This is a genomic window from Marinomonas sp. G8-14 (assembly GCF_055808935.1).
The window spans coordinates 1,262,999-1,277,774 of sequence record NZ_CM147891.1; the positions used below are offsets into that span (position 1 = coordinate 1,262,999).

At 46.2% G+C, this 14,776-nt stretch carries 16 protein-coding genes; 14 read left to right on the forward strand and 2 right to left on the reverse strand.

The window, feature by feature from the left end:
- The 7 genes from AC0L6V_RS06410 (at position 1) to AC0L6V_RS06440 (ending at position 6,242) form a co-directional block, all read left to right on the forward strand.
- Positions 1–390, forward strand: coding sequence for an ABC transporter permease family protein (locus AC0L6V_RS06410; protein ID WP_418138856.1), 390 nt, complete (start codon positions 1–3; stop codon positions 388–390).
- Entirely contained in the window at positions 377–1,747 is a 1,371-nt protein-coding gene (locus AC0L6V_RS06415; protein ID WP_418138857.1) for an ABC transporter permease, read from the forward strand. Before AC0L6V_RS06410 ends, AC0L6V_RS06415 begins: the two co-directional genes overlap by 14 nt.
- The gene (locus tag AC0L6V_RS06420; protein WP_265220969.1) at positions 1,735–2,373 is read left to right on the forward strand and encodes an ATP-binding cassette domain-containing protein; all 639 of its coding nucleotides are present in this window, start codon (positions 1,735–1,737) and stop codon (positions 2,371–2,373) included. The genes AC0L6V_RS06415 and AC0L6V_RS06420 overlap by 13 nt, the downstream gene beginning before the upstream one ends.
- A 69-nt stretch (positions 2,374–2,442) precedes the next feature.
- Positions 2,443–2,901 (forward strand): DUF2867 domain-containing protein, encoded by a 459-nt coding sequence (locus tag AC0L6V_RS06425; RefSeq protein WP_265220968.1) that lies wholly within the window; start codon positions 2,443–2,445, stop codon positions 2,899–2,901.
- A 36-nt stretch (positions 2,902–2,937) separates the two neighbouring features.
- Entirely contained in the window at positions 2,938–3,390 is a 453-nt protein-coding gene (locus AC0L6V_RS06430; protein ID WP_265220967.1) for a GNAT family N-acetyltransferase, read from the forward strand.
- A 290-nt stretch (positions 3,391–3,680) separates the two neighbouring features.
- A complete protein-coding gene (locus AC0L6V_RS06435) occupies positions 3,681–4,220 on the forward strand; it encodes a nucleotidyltransferase family protein (protein ID WP_265220966.1) in 540 nt (179 codons plus the stop codon).
- Between the two features lie 462 nt (positions 4,221–4,682).
- Positions 4,683–6,242, forward strand: coding sequence for an MFS transporter (locus tag AC0L6V_RS06440; RefSeq protein ID WP_409419558.1), 1,560 nt, complete (start codon positions 4,683–4,685; stop codon positions 6,240–6,242).
- Positions 6,243–6,327: 85 nt separating this feature from the next.
- Here AC0L6V_RS06440 and AC0L6V_RS06445 read toward each other — a convergent pair whose 3' ends face one another.
- Both AC0L6V_RS06445 and AC0L6V_RS06450 read right to left on the reverse strand, forming a co-directional pair.
- A complete protein-coding gene (locus AC0L6V_RS06445) occupies positions 6,328–6,900 on the reverse strand; it encodes an AraC family transcriptional regulator (protein WP_418138858.1) in 573 nt (190 codons plus the stop codon).
- The gene (locus AC0L6V_RS06450) at positions 6,854–7,216 is read right to left on the reverse strand and encodes a hypothetical protein (protein ID WP_418138859.1); all 363 of its coding nucleotides are present in this window, start codon (positions 7,214–7,216) and stop codon (positions 6,854–6,856) included. Before AC0L6V_RS06450 ends, AC0L6V_RS06445 begins: the two co-directional genes overlap by 47 nt.
- Before the next feature lie 248 nt (positions 7,217–7,464).
- On the opposite strand from AC0L6V_RS06450, the gene AC0L6V_RS06455 reads away from it, so the two are divergent.
- The 7 genes from AC0L6V_RS06455 to doeA all read left to right on the forward strand — a co-directional run bounded on the left by AC0L6V_RS06455 (position 7,465) and on the right by doeA (position 14,757).
- Entirely contained in the window at positions 7,465–8,823 is a 1,359-nt protein-coding gene (locus AC0L6V_RS06455; RefSeq protein ID WP_418138860.1) for an aldehyde dehydrogenase family protein, read from the forward strand.
- A gap of 150 nt (positions 8,824–8,973) precedes the next feature.
- Positions 8,974–10,419: an aldehyde dehydrogenase gene (locus AC0L6V_RS06460; protein ID WP_409419560.1), complete on the forward strand. Its 1,446-nt coding sequence runs from the start codon at positions 8,974–8,976 to the stop codon at positions 10,417–10,419.
- A gap of 557 nt (positions 10,420–10,976) precedes the next feature.
- A complete protein-coding gene (locus tag AC0L6V_RS06465) occupies positions 10,977–11,099 on the forward strand; it encodes a hypothetical protein (RefSeq protein ID WP_265220960.1) in 123 nt (40 codons plus the stop codon).
- Between the two features lie 10 nt (positions 11,100–11,109).
- Positions 11,110–11,895: an amidohydrolase gene (locus tag AC0L6V_RS06470; protein WP_418139074.1), complete on the forward strand. Its 786-nt coding sequence runs from the start codon at positions 11,110–11,112 to the stop codon at positions 11,893–11,895.
- A 58-nt stretch (positions 11,896–11,953) separates the two neighbouring features.
- The gene (locus AC0L6V_RS06475; protein ID WP_418138861.1) at positions 11,954–12,163 is read left to right on the forward strand and encodes a hypothetical protein; all 210 of its coding nucleotides are present in this window, start codon (positions 11,954–11,956) and stop codon (positions 12,161–12,163) included.
- A 57-nt stretch (positions 12,164–12,220) separates the two neighbouring features.
- Positions 12,221–13,480, forward strand: coding sequence for an aspartate aminotransferase family protein (locus AC0L6V_RS06480; RefSeq protein WP_265220957.1), 1,260 nt, complete (start codon positions 12,221–12,223; stop codon positions 13,478–13,480).
- Positions 13,477–14,757: an ectoine hydrolase gene (gene doeA / locus AC0L6V_RS06485; protein ID WP_265220956.1), complete on the forward strand. Its 1,281-nt coding sequence runs from the start codon at positions 13,477–13,479 to the stop codon at positions 14,755–14,757. The genes AC0L6V_RS06480 and doeA overlap by 4 nt, the downstream gene beginning before the upstream one ends.
- Positions 14,758–14,776 lie beyond the last annotated feature (19 nt).

Sequence of the window (14,776 nt, forward strand, 5' to 3'; positions counted from 1 at the left end):
ATGCCGTTAAAACACGCGAAATGGATCACAGGAATCATCACCCTATTGTTGATATTTCCCTTTGTCATTGGCTTGGTCGGCATATTGCTCCCTGCATTTGCGTATTTCCCGCCCCTTGGCGAATATAGGATTTCCTTAGCGCCTTGGCGTCATTTATTTGCTCAAGGGGAATTCTACGCCAGTTTAAAGCTCACGCTGATCACGGGCATTGGTGCCCCCTTACTATCTCTTTGGTTGGCATTGTCCCTCTTGGCGTGGGGTTATCAACGGCCGTTTTTTCGTAAAATAGAGGCCTTGCTCTCACCGGTTTTGGCGATTCCTCACGCGGCCATTGCTATTGGCTTGTTGTTTCTGTTGAGCCCCGTCTGGTTGGTTAATGCGTTTGTTTAGCCCTTGGCTAACGGGATTTGATCGCCCACCCAATTGGATCACAGTACAAGATCCCTATGGCATTTCACTAATTCTTGCCCTAGTGATAAAAGAAATGCCTTACCTCTTGTATGTCATGCTTGCTACCATGAAAAGCATCAAGGCACGAGAAAGCCTGCAAGTCGCCCAAGCCCTTGGTTACAGTCGTTTTACCTTATGGCGTAAAGTGTTAATCCCTCAGTTGTATCCAATCATTCGTTTGCCCATTTTTATTGTCATCGCTTTTAGTCTTACCGTAGTGGATTTGGCTTTAGTGATTGGCCCCAATACTCCGTCTACGCTAGCGGTTACGCTATTGCGCTGGTTTAACGATCCGGATTTATCCATGCGATTAATGGCCAGTGCCGGCGCGATGTCTCTTATGTTGATCATTATTTTCGTCTTCGCGGGCTGGGAAATGGCGCACTTGTTGTTTAGCAAGCTAACCCGAGCTGAACGCAGTAATGGTAAGCGTTTTGGATTAACCGACAGCGTGCTCAGATTGGGGGTTGTTTTAGGTTTACTCGCCTTATTGAATGCCTTTGTGGCTCTGGCTTTGTTGCCAATTTGGTCCCTTGCTAGGCGCTGGCGCTTTCCCGATGCCTTACCAAGCCAATGGACGTGGGACAACATTGACCGCGCCATGCCGCTGCTGATAGAACTTAGCCGCAATACCTTGATCATTGCATTCATTGCAACATTGATTGCCTGCGGGATTAGCTTAGTGATGCTGGAAACCAAACGCCACGCCACCACAACAGCCACCGCACTCAGCAAGCCTCATGTGTTTGATTGGCTGATTTATGTGCCAATTTTATTGCCCCAAATTGGCTTCTTATTTGGTTTGCATGTATTGCTGATTTATCTGAACCTCAATGGCGATCTGTGCGCCATTATTGCCCTGCATCTGATGTATGTATTGCCTTATGTGTATCTGACCCTAAAAGGCCCGTATTTGGCGTATGAAGAAGATTACTTGCTGCAAGCCAATCGACTCAACCACCGTCCTTGGCGCAATTATGTCTTAGTGAAAATCGCCATGCTAAAACCCGCCATATTTACGGCTTTCGCCATTGGTTTTTCCGTCAGCATTGCCCAATATTTACCAACGCTTATTGCAGGCGAAGGCCGTTATAGCACCTTAACCACCGAAGCCGTAGCGCAAGCGGCATCGGGGGACAGGAAACAAGTAGGCAGCATGGCGCTCTTGCAAGCCGTTTTTCCTATTTTGGTATTTTGGCTGGCGTTAGTCATTCCACCCCGTTGGACAAAATGGCGCTTGGCGCTCAAAACGCTCTTTAACAAAAACAGTAAAAGGAATCAAAAGTGCTCAGTGTAAAAGCGTTTTCATTGTCATTGGACGGCAAGACACTCATTCAAGACTTGAACTTTGAGATTGCCGCTGGGCAAATCTTGTCTATCATGGGGCCAAGCGGCATTGGTAAATCCAGCCTACTGCATTTTCTCAGTGGCTCTTTATCGCCTAACTTAACGACCACAGGCGAAGCCTTTTTAAACGACGAGGCATTGCACACTAAATCCATTCAAGATAGAAAGGTCGGCCTGTTGCAACAAATGCCCTTGCTCTTCCCACACATGAGCATCATTGAAAATCTGCTCTTTGCCATCCCTGCCAACATCAATAAAATCGAACGCATCGACATGGCACAACACGCCTTGGCAAAACTCGGTATTCCCGACAAAGCCAACGCTCTGCCGAAAGAACTCTCCGGTGGCCAACAAGCCCGCGTCGCCCTGCTCCGCACCTTGCTTTCCAAACCTGACTACCTACTGCTCGACGAACCCTTCAGCAAACTCGACCCAGCCCTCAGACGCGACGTTCGAGCTTTTGTTCTCAACGAAATACGCCAAGCGAACATACCCGCACTGCTCGTCACCCACGATACTGAGGATGCCAAAGCCATGGAAGGAGAATGTTTGGAATTGGGAGTTGTACGCAAATAGCGCTTTAGATTCAGCCAAAAAAACAGCTAGACTATTAGAAGACACCGACAATCAACAGGATGATTTGCTATGAACAAGGTAATAAAAACGGAGTTGCCTCAAGACAGTCTGCTTCGCCATCGTATTCAACCATCCGATTTTGTCGATTGCTACTCAGTTCCGTCCAATCTATCACCTCTCCAAGCAACCGACATTGTTACCGATTTCCCTGATTGGGCGCGTCTATTGGTTAAAATACGCAATTCTGTGGTTTCTAAATTTGGCTTATCAAGCGATGGGCCAGAAGCCTCAGATAAGGTTGGCTTTTTCCCTGTTGAATCAAAAAATGATCATGAATTGATTGCGGGATTTGACGATAAACACTTGGACTTTAGGGTGTCTGTCATCTCTCAAGATGGACGAGTATTTTTATCAACATGGGTTCATCCCCATAACATCGGTGGAAAAATCTACCTTAAAACCATTCTTCCCTTTCATGTTTTAATTGTTCGGAACGCGTTAGCTCGCGTTCACACAATGAGCAACTAGAGAAAAATAGACCGTCTAGTGTGGTAAATAAAGCCAATGGAAATCACGTTAAAACCAATTTTGCAGCAAGAGTATGAGCTAAGGTTTTCTATCGTTAAGGAAGCCATCTATGAGCATGTCGATGCCGTTTTCGGCTGGGACGATGACTTTCAACGTAAAAGACTGATTGATGAATATGACCCGACTTGGTTTTACTGGATTTACAACAACGATCATAGAATCGGTATGCTTTGCTATAAACCATATGAAAATTCCTATCATGTGCATCTATTAATTGTGTTTCCAGATTTTCAAAATCAGGGATTAGGTTATATGACTATGGATTATGTACATCAATTAGCCCAATCTGAGCAACGAAAATCAATCACACTGTCTAGTTTCATTCGCAATGAAAAAGCCGTAAAGTTTTATAAGAAATTGGGCTATGACATTACCAATGTAGAAAGTGACTTCTATGTTTTGACTCGACATTTTTCCGGTATAAAGTAAATTACTAACTAAAACACAATAAATCAGTTTACACGGAGGCAAGTATGCAAATGGACAGCAAAGCCCCATCTAATGGATTACCCGTCTATAGACTGTTAAATGGCTTAAATAACTCGGAATTCTGCGCAAGAGTGTCTGAGGTTACGCACTGCATGGTTCGCCATCAATCACAGTGAGCAACGGTTCAACATCCGTTTGCCAAGCAGTCATATGGCCAAGTTTCGTAAATAGACCCGACAACAGTAGGATACTTGGTATATCAATAAGTCAACCGTTCGATAAAATACTACATGATAAATAAAATCATTCAGTTAATTGAAAAAGACCAGGTTCGAATAAGAGCGCTTGAGTGTGTCGCTTCTCTGGATTTACCTCAGTGCTATATTGCTGCGGGATTCGTAAGAAATTTAGTCTGGGATTCGTTACATAACAAACAAATACCAACGTCGTTAAATGATGTTGACGTTATTTATTATGACACCAACGAAAGCAACGAGACCGCGCATCTAGAATATGAATCTCGCTTGTCAGCCTTGATGCCAGGGCTAAATTGGCAAGTTCGTAACCAAGCCAAAATGCATTTAAGAAATGGCGATAAACCCTATCTAAACTTGATCGATGCAATGAGCTATTGGCCTGAAAAAGAAACAGCTTTCGCGATTCGCCAACTCGAAAATAAAGACTATGAATGCGTATCAGCCTTCGGCTTTGATTCACTATTTGACTTAAAGCTAAGTCACAACCCAAAACGCACGAAAGCCATATTTGAACATCGTCTTTCATCAAAAAAGTGGCTGAAGCAATGGCCTAAGCTAACCCTAGAATCATAGTGAATTAACAACCATTTGAGTGACTAAAATCGGAGCCTTCAAAGATATGGACTGTCGTCGTAATATTCTATTCCTTGATGGTATAGCGGCATCTTGTGCTGGAGTCATCACCCTATTTTAGAATGGCGATGGCGTAGAGCTTTAGTGAAAAGATAGTGGTTTAAGAAATTTTAAGCCACAAACCATCCCGTCACGCTTCTGTACAAATTGCATTTATTATGACGCCAGCGAAAGCAACAGCTGTCGCGATTCGCCAACTCGACAATCAAGGCTATGAATGCCTATTAGCCTTCGGAGGTAGTATCTTCTGTGATCGAATAGTAAAAATATAATTACGTTCTTCAATATTACTCAGAAACACAGATTTCCTCTAAGAATAGTCCTCTAAGGAATCCTATTGTTAGTTTAGGCTTCATGTAGTAATTTGAATTTTGCCCATCAAAGATCAAAATAAGGATTACTGTGACCAAAAGGACAACTGTACAAGCAACGTTAGCAGATGCACTCACAGAAGGCATTTCTGAACACACTTTCAACAGACGTTGGCGCATTCTTGCTGTGTTGTGCTTGTCTCTGTTGACGGTAATGATTGCCAACATGAGTCTCAACCTTGCATTACCCGAACTTGCTCTCGCACTTAATATGACACAGTTGCAAATGACTTGGTCAATCGAAGCGTACACCTTAATTTTTGCAACTCTATTGTTCATTACAAGCGCCATTGCAGATCGCTATGGTCGCAAATTAGCGATGCAAATTGGCTTATTTGTCTTCGCTCTTGCTTCACTTTACGCCGCTTTTATAGCCCGCAGTGGGACTGAGCTTATTGCTGCCCGATTAGTCATGGGGGTTGGTGGCGCCTTTGTTATGCCAACGACACTATCCATCGTCAACCTTGTCTTTCCGTCCGTGGAGCGCGCACGAGCAATTGCTATATGGTCGGCTGTTTCGGGGGTCGGCATGATGTTCGGATCAATAATTACGGGGATGCTTCTTGAATTCTTCAGCTGGCACTCGACTTTTATCTTTGGCGCGATCCTCGCAGCCTTTGCTCTTATGTTCAACCATGTACTTGTCCCTGAAACTCAAGATGAGTTCAAAAGCCCTGTGGATTGGGTTGGCGGTGCATTGATCACTGTGGCTCTTAGCGGCATTGTCTACGCAATCATTGAGGCACCATCAATGGGTATTAGCAACATTTGGGTCGCAACTGGGTTAGTACTAGGCTCTCTGTCTTTAATTGGGTTTGTCTGGCAACAATTACGCGCATCCAGTCCATTGCTCGATGTCCGCCTATTCTTACACCCTGAATTTGGACTATCAGCACTTGCTGTGACGCTAACGTTCTTCGCAATGATGGGTGCATTCTATGGGATGAGTCAGATTTTCCAATTAATCATGGGGTACGGCACTTTCATGTCCTCCATTGCCTTTTTCCCCGTTATGCTGCCAATGATGATTCTCAGCCCAATAATCCCCAAGATAGTTGATCATATTGGCACAAAATGGACAGTCGCGCCAGGACTCGTTCTTATTGCTGCGGGCTTCCTATTTATGTCCCAATGGCCAGTTGAAGTGCAGTATTGGCAATTCTTGGTAGGGATGGGCACGGTCACCATTGGGATGACTTTTGTGATGACACCAGCAACAAATATGATGATGGCAGCCGTCCCTAAAAATCGCTCAGGCATGGGGTCTGCTATCAATGACACCACGAGGGAGTTGGGCGGTGCACTTGGCATCGCTGTACTCGGTTCAATGATTTCTTCTGGCTTCTCAACCAATATTGCTAAAGCACCTACTGAACTGCCCGAAGCCTTACGAACGACTGCGGAATCGTCACTGGCCGCGGCATTGTCGATCGCACAAGAGTTGGGCACACAAAGTACTGAGTTCACCGAGCAGGCGCGTGCGGCGTTCATGAGTGGCACCAGCGAAGCTATGTTCGTATCGTTCGTCATTGCTCTCGCTGCAGCCGTACTCATCGGAGTATTTTTACCCAACCACACCACGTCTAAATAGAGTCGGTTTGCTTTGCTATAAACCGTATGACAATTGCTATCATGCGTATTAGTTAACCCAAGCGGTGAAACACAGCCAATCCGACCTATGGCCAATCTGAAAAGTCTGGTGTGTGTTCATCGCGGTCAGGAACGTTTTTTTCATTATATTGACGCTTAAACTGACTTGGCGAAATCCCCATCTCTTTTTTAAAAAAATGACTAAATTGACTGGCATCGCCATAGCCAAGGTCATTGGCGATAGCCTGTATTGATTCCGTTGAGCGCTTCAGCTTTGTGGTGGCCTCAATTAACACTCGATTGTTAATTAGCTGCAAAGGCGACTTTTTCAGATTGCGCTGGCAAATTGCATGTAATCGGTCATACGTCATGATGAGTTCATCACAATAATAGGCGACTGTGCGCCTATTTTTATACTCAATCTCAACCAGCTGACGGAACTGTTGCAGCGCCAATTCATCTGGCGAATGAGTAAGACGAATGGATTCGATATTGCTCAGTCGATAAATACTGATTAGTAAAATCCGCATGATAGAACAAATGACGGAGCGGGAGCGTTTGTTAAGCGAAGATATTTCTGCATTTAACAGCTTTAACAGCGGCAAAATTTCTTCATGGATGTCTATTTTTGAACAAGGTGTAATGGTGAATTGCCGCATCAATGTTGCTAGTTTCACACTGTCCGAATCGGAGCCAGTAACCAGTGAACTGAGGCTCATTACGGTAACCTAATAGCCAAATTTGAGTACCTGCTGGCACCGATACTTTAGCCAGTTTTTTATGCGGAATGCAAAAAATTGACATCTCTGCAATATGGTGCGTTTCTTCCATGGTCACTATTGCACCGCCAAGTTGTACCAGCCCAATTAAATTGAAATCCGCAAAATTGTCATTTCCTGTGCTAAAGACCCGAGATTGTAAACTCGGTTGAATAAATTCAAACCGCACCATAGTGCCTATGATATTTGCCAACATAGACTTCCCCCAAAAAATCGACCAAATAAACCAGAAATCAACAACAATAACCCATAAATTAACATATTTATAAGCAATATACCTGTTAATATTGAAAACAGGCTCATCGACAAATAAAAAATATAATAGCGATAAGGTGAAATTTTGAGCATCATGTACAGCGATACAAATGTATCTACAGCACCTAAGGTAAACTTATTCATTGGCGGTAAACCCACGCCAGCTATGGCTGGGGGTATTTTGAAAGATTGGACCCAAGTACAAACTTGGTGGCCTCTCGTGCAGCCTGTGGTCGATCTGAAGATGCCGAACACATGGTTGCTGTTGCGGCGGCTAATTTTGCAAAGTGGGCCGCCACAGATGTGCTCGAACGCGCTGCCGTTCTTCGCCGTGCAAAAGCACTTATTCCTAAATATCGAGATCGGTTTGCTCAATTAATGTTGAGTGAAATCGGCGCTGTTGATGACTGGGTGGATTTCAATATCCAAGTGGCCGCGAATGCCATCGAGGCGGCGGTGAATCTGGCGCTCAAATATCCATCGACATTACACACAGATGAAACATCAGATTCCTACACCATACGCCAACCGGCGGGAGTATGCCTTGCAATCGCTCCTTGGAATGCACCGATTGTTTTAGCTATGCGTGCAATTGTCTTTCCTCTAGCGTTCGGGAACAGTGTCATTCTTAAAGCTTCTGAATTGTCTCCAGCAACGCACTCACTCATTGCCGAAGTGCTTGACGAGGCAGGCGTCCCAAAAGGCGTTCTTTCTGTGATGACCAATGCACCTGAGCATGCAGAAGAAGTTATTAGCAGTTTTATAGCCAATCCTGCAGTCAGACGTATTAACTTTACGGGGTCAACTCGTATCGGCAAAATCATCGCCAGTATTTCCGCGCAACACCTGAAACGCTGCCTGCTAGAGTTAGGTGGTAAATCGCCGCTGATCGTATTAAAAGACGCCAATTTAGAGTTAGCGGCAAAAGCCGCCGTCTATGGGGCTTTTTTGAACCAAGGGCAAATCTGCATGGCCACAGATCGAATCATTGTGGAACAAGCCATTGCGGATGACTTTATCAAGGTTTTAAAAAGCATGGTTACCGATCTAGTGTCGGGCAATCCTCGCCACAAACACGTCAAACTAGGGCCAGTCGCCAGCGCATCGATCGCCGCTCGATTGTCGGCACTGATTGAAGACGCGCTCGATAAAGGAGCAACACAAATCGCTGGGGCTGCTCGTCGAGGCCAATTTATCGACGCCACCTTACTCGACCATATCACGCCGATGATGCGGATCTACTCAGAAGAATGCTTTGGGCCCATTGCTGGTATTTATCGAGTCGATTCCCCCGAAGAAGCGATAACTGTAGCCAATAATTGTGAATATGGGCTTGCTGCCGCCATTTTCACTCGCGACCTGACGTTGGCAAGAAACATGGCAAGTCAACTCGAATCCGGCATGTGCCACATCAACTCCGCAACCATAAAAGACGACCCATCAATGCCTTTTGGCGGACTTAAGTCCAGTGGTTACGGACGTTTTGGTAGCGAAGCTTGCGTAGATGAATTTACCGAAGTGCGGTGGATCACGGTCGCCCCACCCTAGCTCGCATGCACTGCTATCAACAACCACAAAAATGAGAAGAAGGTTCTTATGAGGTATTGCTGTATAAACGGCAATCATATTGCAACAGATGGTGGCTTAGAAGCCTCCGTTACCATTGAAGAATTAGCACTTTAATCAGAGGAGAATACCATGACAGTCTTACTTAGTATCGGTGGACAAGATCTTTCAGCCAGCAACCAAAGCACGTTCTCACGTTTAGACCCAGTTACTGGTGAAGTGGCCTCAGTGTCTGCCCGTGCCACGCTTGATGACGTAAAAGCTGCGGTGCAATCAGCAAACAGTGCCTTCAAAAGCTGGGCAAAAACGGGACCAAGCGAGCGCAGAGCTATCCTCAACAAAGCCGCAGACATTATGGAAAGCAAACAAGACGCTTTCATCCAAGCCATGATCGCCGAAACGGGTGCGACAGGACCTTGGGCAGGGTTCAATGTCATGTTGGCAGCGGGTCATATTCGTGAAGCAGCCGCATTAACCAGCCAGATGGGTGGCGAAGTCATACCTGCCAATAAACCCGGCACCTTTGCCATGGCAGTGCAAAAACCAAAAGGCGTATGTTTGGCAATTTCACCATGGAACGCGCCGATTATTCTGGGCGCCCGCTCTGTGGCAACCCCTATCGCTTGCGGTAACTCGGTGATTTTCAAAAGCTCTGAGCTTTGCCCTCTCACTCACCGTTTGATCGTCGATTGTTTTATTGAAGCAGGATTACCCAAAGGGGTTATCAACTTTGTGTCTAATGCACCCGAAGATGCAGCGGATATTGTGAAAGCTTTGATCGAAGCGCCAGAAGTTCGCCACGTTAACTTCACCGGTTCTAGTGCCGTTGGTCGTATTATTGGGCGTCTGGCTGGGGAAAACCTAAAACCCGCATTGCTAGAGTTAGGTGGTAAAGCGCCGCTAATTATATTGGACGATGCTGATATCGACGGCGCAGTGAATGCGGCCTTGTTTGGCGCGTTTATGAATCAGGGGCAAATCTGTATGTCAACTGAACGATTAATCGTAGCCGATGCCATTGCCGATGAATTTGTCTCTAAAATGGCCGAACGTGCGTCTAAATTACCTTGGGGCAACCCGCGCGATCAGGTCGTACTTGGCTCACTGGTCAATCCAGATGTCTCGAAAAAAATGCATGACTTAATCGACGATGCCGTCAGCAAAGGGGCGAAATTAGTGTGTGGTGGGGACAGCAACGGCTCGATGTTCTCTGCCACCTTGCTCGATAATGTCAGTTCAGATATGCGTATTTACAAGGAAGAAAGTTTCGGCCCAGTGAAGTCCATTATTCGAGTGAAAGATGATGAAGAAGCTATTCGCGTCGCCAACGACACTGAGTACGGCTTATCTTCCGCTGTTTTCTCACAGAACATCAACCGAGCATTGGCCTGCGCCAATGCAATAGAAAGCGGTATTTGCCATATCAATGGACCCACCGTCGCAGACGAACCTCAAATGCCGTTTGGTGGTGTAGGAGACTCTGGATACGGTCGTTTTGGCGGTAAAGCAGGGATCGCAGAGTTTAGCGACTTACGCTGGATCACCATTGAAGATCCAAACCAACACTACCCTTTCTAAACATTCAGAAACTAGCGAACTATGACAGTTAAGTCATAAAAGACGCTGTAGATAGGATTCAATGCCAGTCTATTATTAAATAGATTGGCATTTTTTTGGCCAAAATAGCCTTCCACTCTGTTACTCAATAAAACCAACATAGTCACTTTGTTTATCTTTAACTCTCTTAAATAAAACGCCCACTATATTTAGACATATAAACTCTTAACGAATTAATACTTACACAACAAATAATTTGACATGATATTTATTTTTACGCAAAAATCATGACAAATGCCTATTTTTAGGGCGTTGACGCGCATTTTTAGAGCAGACAAAAGAGCCTTTTATTATTGATTTAGAAGATTTTTTTAAATTTTTTTTCATTTTTTACATATTTTTCTATGTGTTTGTTTTGAGCGTTTTTTTTGCAGTCTTTTCTTTTATTTTAGTTTCATTTCTACATTTTATTGACGGTATTATTATTTTTTGCACTTGCAACCTCACCATTATTTAATTACTACTGTATGAAGCTTTCAGATTTCGCTACGTATTTAATCTTTTTTCAGGGAGGCGTTATGCAGAATTTATGGCAAGAAAACATTCTCTTCGCTGAAAAACTGCGCAAGCAGTTGCACGCTCATCCTGAGGCTCGGTTGGCAGGAAAAAAATACAGCATCCTTAATACGCTATCAGCTTGATGCATTAGATATCCCATGGCGCGCTTGCGCCGACACCGGCACCATTGCTTGGCTCAACAAAGACGCTCAAGGCACAGCGATTGCTTTGCGCGGCGATATGGATGCCTTACCCATTGAGGAGCAGACCGGAAAAGAATGGCAATCCGTCAATCAAGGCTGCATGCACGCTTGTGGTCACGATGGACACACAGCCACCTTGCTAGCAACAGCACGTTGGTTAAAACACTTTGAAACAGAACTACCCCAACCGGTTGTGCTGATTTTTCAGCCAGCCGAAGAAGGCTTGCATGGTGCTCGCGAAATGATCAAAGACGGCGCATTAGACAACGTCGGCGCGATTTATGGCTGGCACAACTGGCCTGCCCTACCTTATGGCACCATGGCGTGCCCTGACGACATTGTCATGTGCGGTAATGGCACCTTCAATATCATATTCAAAGGTCGCGGTGGTCACGCTAGCCAACCAGAACTGTGTGCTGACCCTATTCTGGCAGCCAGCGCGGTGAATGTAGCCTTACAGCAAATCGTCAGCCGTCGTATAGCCCCACAAGCCACAGCCGTGATCAGCGTCACGCAAATACATGGCGGCACTGCGCCAACAGTGATCCCAGAAACGGCGACGTTAAGCGGTAGTATTCGTGTTCCTGACGAGGATACCCGTCAGCAGCTCAACCAACACATTTCCGAGGTGGCCACCTACACCGCGGCCGCCTATGGCGTAAAGTGTACGATTGATCATGAAATGCGCTATCAAGCCACCATCAATCATAAAGACCAAGCCACCCGAGGCTCGTAAAGAGTGGCAATCGCTGTACGGTCAATCCGCATTACATCATGGGCAAGCTCTGCCAATCATGGCATCAGAAGATTTTAGCTATTACCTACAAGCCGTTCCCGGTGCCTTTGCCTTAATTGGCAGTAACGATGGCGATGCGCACAGCGTGGCTTGTCACAGCCCACATTACGATTTCAATGACCGATTGATTGCCGATGTCTGCCGTTGGTTTTGCCAACTCGCAGGCCTCGCCGATCAATCACTACCTATGCACTCACTAGAAGAGTAACAACCCAAAAAAACACGAACCAACAACCGCTGTAAACAGAGGTTGATAGGAGGCGTTATGACTATTTTCGAACAACGAGAATCCAATATTCGAGCTTACGCTCGCACGTACCCAACGGTTTTTGTTACGGCAAAAAACGCCCGTCAAATTGACGAAGACGGTAAGGAATACATTGATTTCTTCGCGGGTGCTGGGGTGCTTAACTTTGGGCATAACAACCCTCACATGAAAGCAGCCATGATCGATTATTTGCAAAAGGACGGCGTATTGCACAGTTTGGACATGCAAACTCAAGCCAAAGCGCAGTTTATGCAGAAATTTACCGACGTGATTTTAAAGCCAAGAAACATGCCCCATCGCATGCAGTTTATGGGACCAACCGGCACCAATGCGGTCGAAGCCGCCATGAAACTGGCTCGTAATGCCACGGGACGCCATAACATTGTCGCCTTTAGTCAGGGGTTTCACGGCATGACATTGGGCGCATTAGCCGCAACGGCCAACGAGTATTTCCGTCAAGCCTCTGGCGTGCCTTTATTGCATGTCAGCCATGAGTTGTTTGACCAAGAGCATGATCATGAAGCCGCTCTCACAGCGTTAGATGCCTTAGGTCATCAATACCGTGACCCATCCAGTGGTATCAAACCACCAGCAGCTTTTATGGTAGAAACTATTCAAGCAGAAGGTGGCGTCAACGTCGCCAGCAAAGAATGGATGCAGAAGTTAGAAAAGCTTGCCAAAGAGTTCGGTTCTGTATTGATCGTTGACGACATTCAAGTGGGCTGCGGTCGCACGGGGTCTTATTTTAGCTTTGATGACATGGGCATCAACCCCGACATCATTACCCTGGCCAAAGGCATTGGTGGCGCAGGCACACCGATGGCAATGAACTTGGTTCATCCAGATTTGGATAAGCATTGGTCACCAGGCGAGCACACAGGCACTTTCCGTGGACAAAATTTGTCATTTGTCGCGGGGGAAGTCGCCCTAAGTTACTTTGAAGACGACAAGCTAATGTCGGAAGTCGTGGAAAAAGTAAACACAGTGCGTCATGCGCTAGAACCTTTGGTGAGCGAACACAGCGCCAAAGAACTGCGTGGCAAAGGTTTGATCCTTGGTCTCGACATGGGTAGCGGCGATGTGGCAGCGAAGGTGGTGCAGCGTTGCTTCCAAAAAGGCTTGATGCTGGGCGCATGCGGCAGCGGTGGACGTGTATTAAAGATTATTCCCCCTTTGACGATTCCTGACGCGGATTTAATAGAAGGGTTGGATATATTGAAAGACGCCGTACGTTTTGTGATGGAGGAAGCCGCATGATTGAACGCGATGACATGACCTTTACTTTTGCAGAATATCAACGCCGCTTGGGTGAACTGCGCGCTCGCATTGCCGAGCGCCGTTTGGATGCCATCGTGGTCACCGATCCGGAAAATATTACCTATTTAACCGACTATCAAACCACAGGCTATTCCTTTTTTCAGGCGCTGGTGATTCCCCTCGAAAAAGAGCCTTTTATGATCACTCGGGCGTTGGAAGAATCGAATATTTTTGCTCGTACTTGGGTCGAATTAACGCGCCCTTACCCAGATACGGGGGATGCCATTCAAATGTTGGTGGACGCCCTACGCGAATTTGGTTTGGCCGACAAACGCATTGGCTATGAACGCAACAGTTACTTTTTCCCTGCGTACCAGCAGGATTGCATTCATACCACCTTAAAGAACGCCAAACTCATGGATTGCTTCGGTATTGTGGAAGAAGGCCGAATCTGCAAATCGCAAGAAGAAATCGCCATTATGCGTCGCGCCGCGTTGGCAACCGAAGCGGGCATGAAAGCGGGCATTGAAATTTGTCGCCCCGGCATTACCGAAAATGAAATCGGCGCTGAAATCGCGGCCGCCATGTTTCGCGCTGGTGGCGAAACACCGGCCGTCATGCCCTATGTGACCTCTGGACCAAGAACCATGATTGGTCACGCCACTTTTGAAGGCCGCACGGTACAACCCAACGAGCACGTCTTTTTAGAAGTGGGTGGTTGTTATCGTCGCTATCACACCGCCATGATGCGTACGGTTATTTTGGGCGAATTATCGGACGCCATGTATCAATCACAAGAAATAATGAAACGCGCGCTCAATGAAATCCATCGAGTGGTGCAACCGGGTATGACGGTGTCGGACGTGGACAACATGGTGCGCAATATCATCATGGACAATCAAGTGGGTGCCAGCTTGATCACACGCTCGGGGTATTCCATTGGTATCGCTTTCCCGCCCAGCTGGGACGAAGGCTACATCATCAGCTTAAAACAGGGTAATTCTGCGGTGCTCAAACCGGGCATGACTTTTCATATGATTCCATGGATGTGGGGCATCGAAGGCAATAAAACCTGCGGCATTTCAGACACCATCGAAATCACCGAAGACGGTTGTCGTTCTTTCTTTAACTTAGATCGAGATTTCACCGTTAAACCCCTAAGCACTGGACAAGAAACAACAAAACTCGCTATTGATCTGTCCAATACACGGCCAGCACAAGAAGAGAGTAAAAAAGCCAAATCACATGCCAAGCAAGCCGAAAAAGCAGCCAGCTGATACGAGGTGATTATGTTAG

Coding starts and splice junctions, on each gene's coding strand:
- AC0L6V_RS06435 (WP_265220966.1), top strand. CDS start 3,681: ATGATAAATAAAATCATTCAGTTAATTGAAAAAGACCAGGTTCGAATA.
- AC0L6V_RS06410 (WP_418138856.1), top strand. CDS start 1: ATGCCGTTAAAACACGCGAAATGGATCACAGGAATCATCACCCTATTG.
- doeA (WP_265220956.1), top strand. CDS start 13,477: ATGATTGAACGCGATGACATGACCTTTACTTTTGCAGAATATCAACGC.
- AC0L6V_RS06445 (WP_418138858.1), bottom strand. CDS start 6,900: ATGCGGCAATTCACCATTACACCTTGTTCAAAAATAGACATCCATGAA.
- AC0L6V_RS06425 (WP_265220968.1), top strand. CDS start 2,443: ATGAACAAGGTAATAAAAACGGAGTTGCCTCAAGACAGTCTGCTTCGC.
- AC0L6V_RS06460 (WP_409419560.1), top strand. CDS start 8,974: ATGACAGTCTTACTTAGTATCGGTGGACAAGATCTTTCAGCCAGCAAC.
- AC0L6V_RS06480 (WP_265220957.1), top strand. CDS start 12,221: ATGACTATTTTCGAACAACGAGAATCCAATATTCGAGCTTACGCTCGC.
- AC0L6V_RS06475 (WP_418138861.1), top strand. CDS start 11,954: ATGGCATCAGAAGATTTTAGCTATTACCTACAAGCCGTTCCCGGTGCC.
- AC0L6V_RS06450 (WP_418138859.1), bottom strand. CDS start 7,216: ATGTTGGCAAATATCATAGGCACTATGGTGCGGTTTGAATTTATTCAA.
- AC0L6V_RS06415 (WP_418138857.1), top strand. CDS start 377: ATGCGTTTGTTTAGCCCTTGGCTAACGGGATTTGATCGCCCACCCAAT.
- AC0L6V_RS06430 (WP_265220967.1), top strand. CDS start 2,938: ATGGAAATCACGTTAAAACCAATTTTGCAGCAAGAGTATGAGCTAAGG.
- AC0L6V_RS06465 (WP_265220960.1), top strand. CDS start 10,977: ATGCAGAATTTATGGCAAGAAAACATTCTCTTCGCTGAAAAACTGCGC.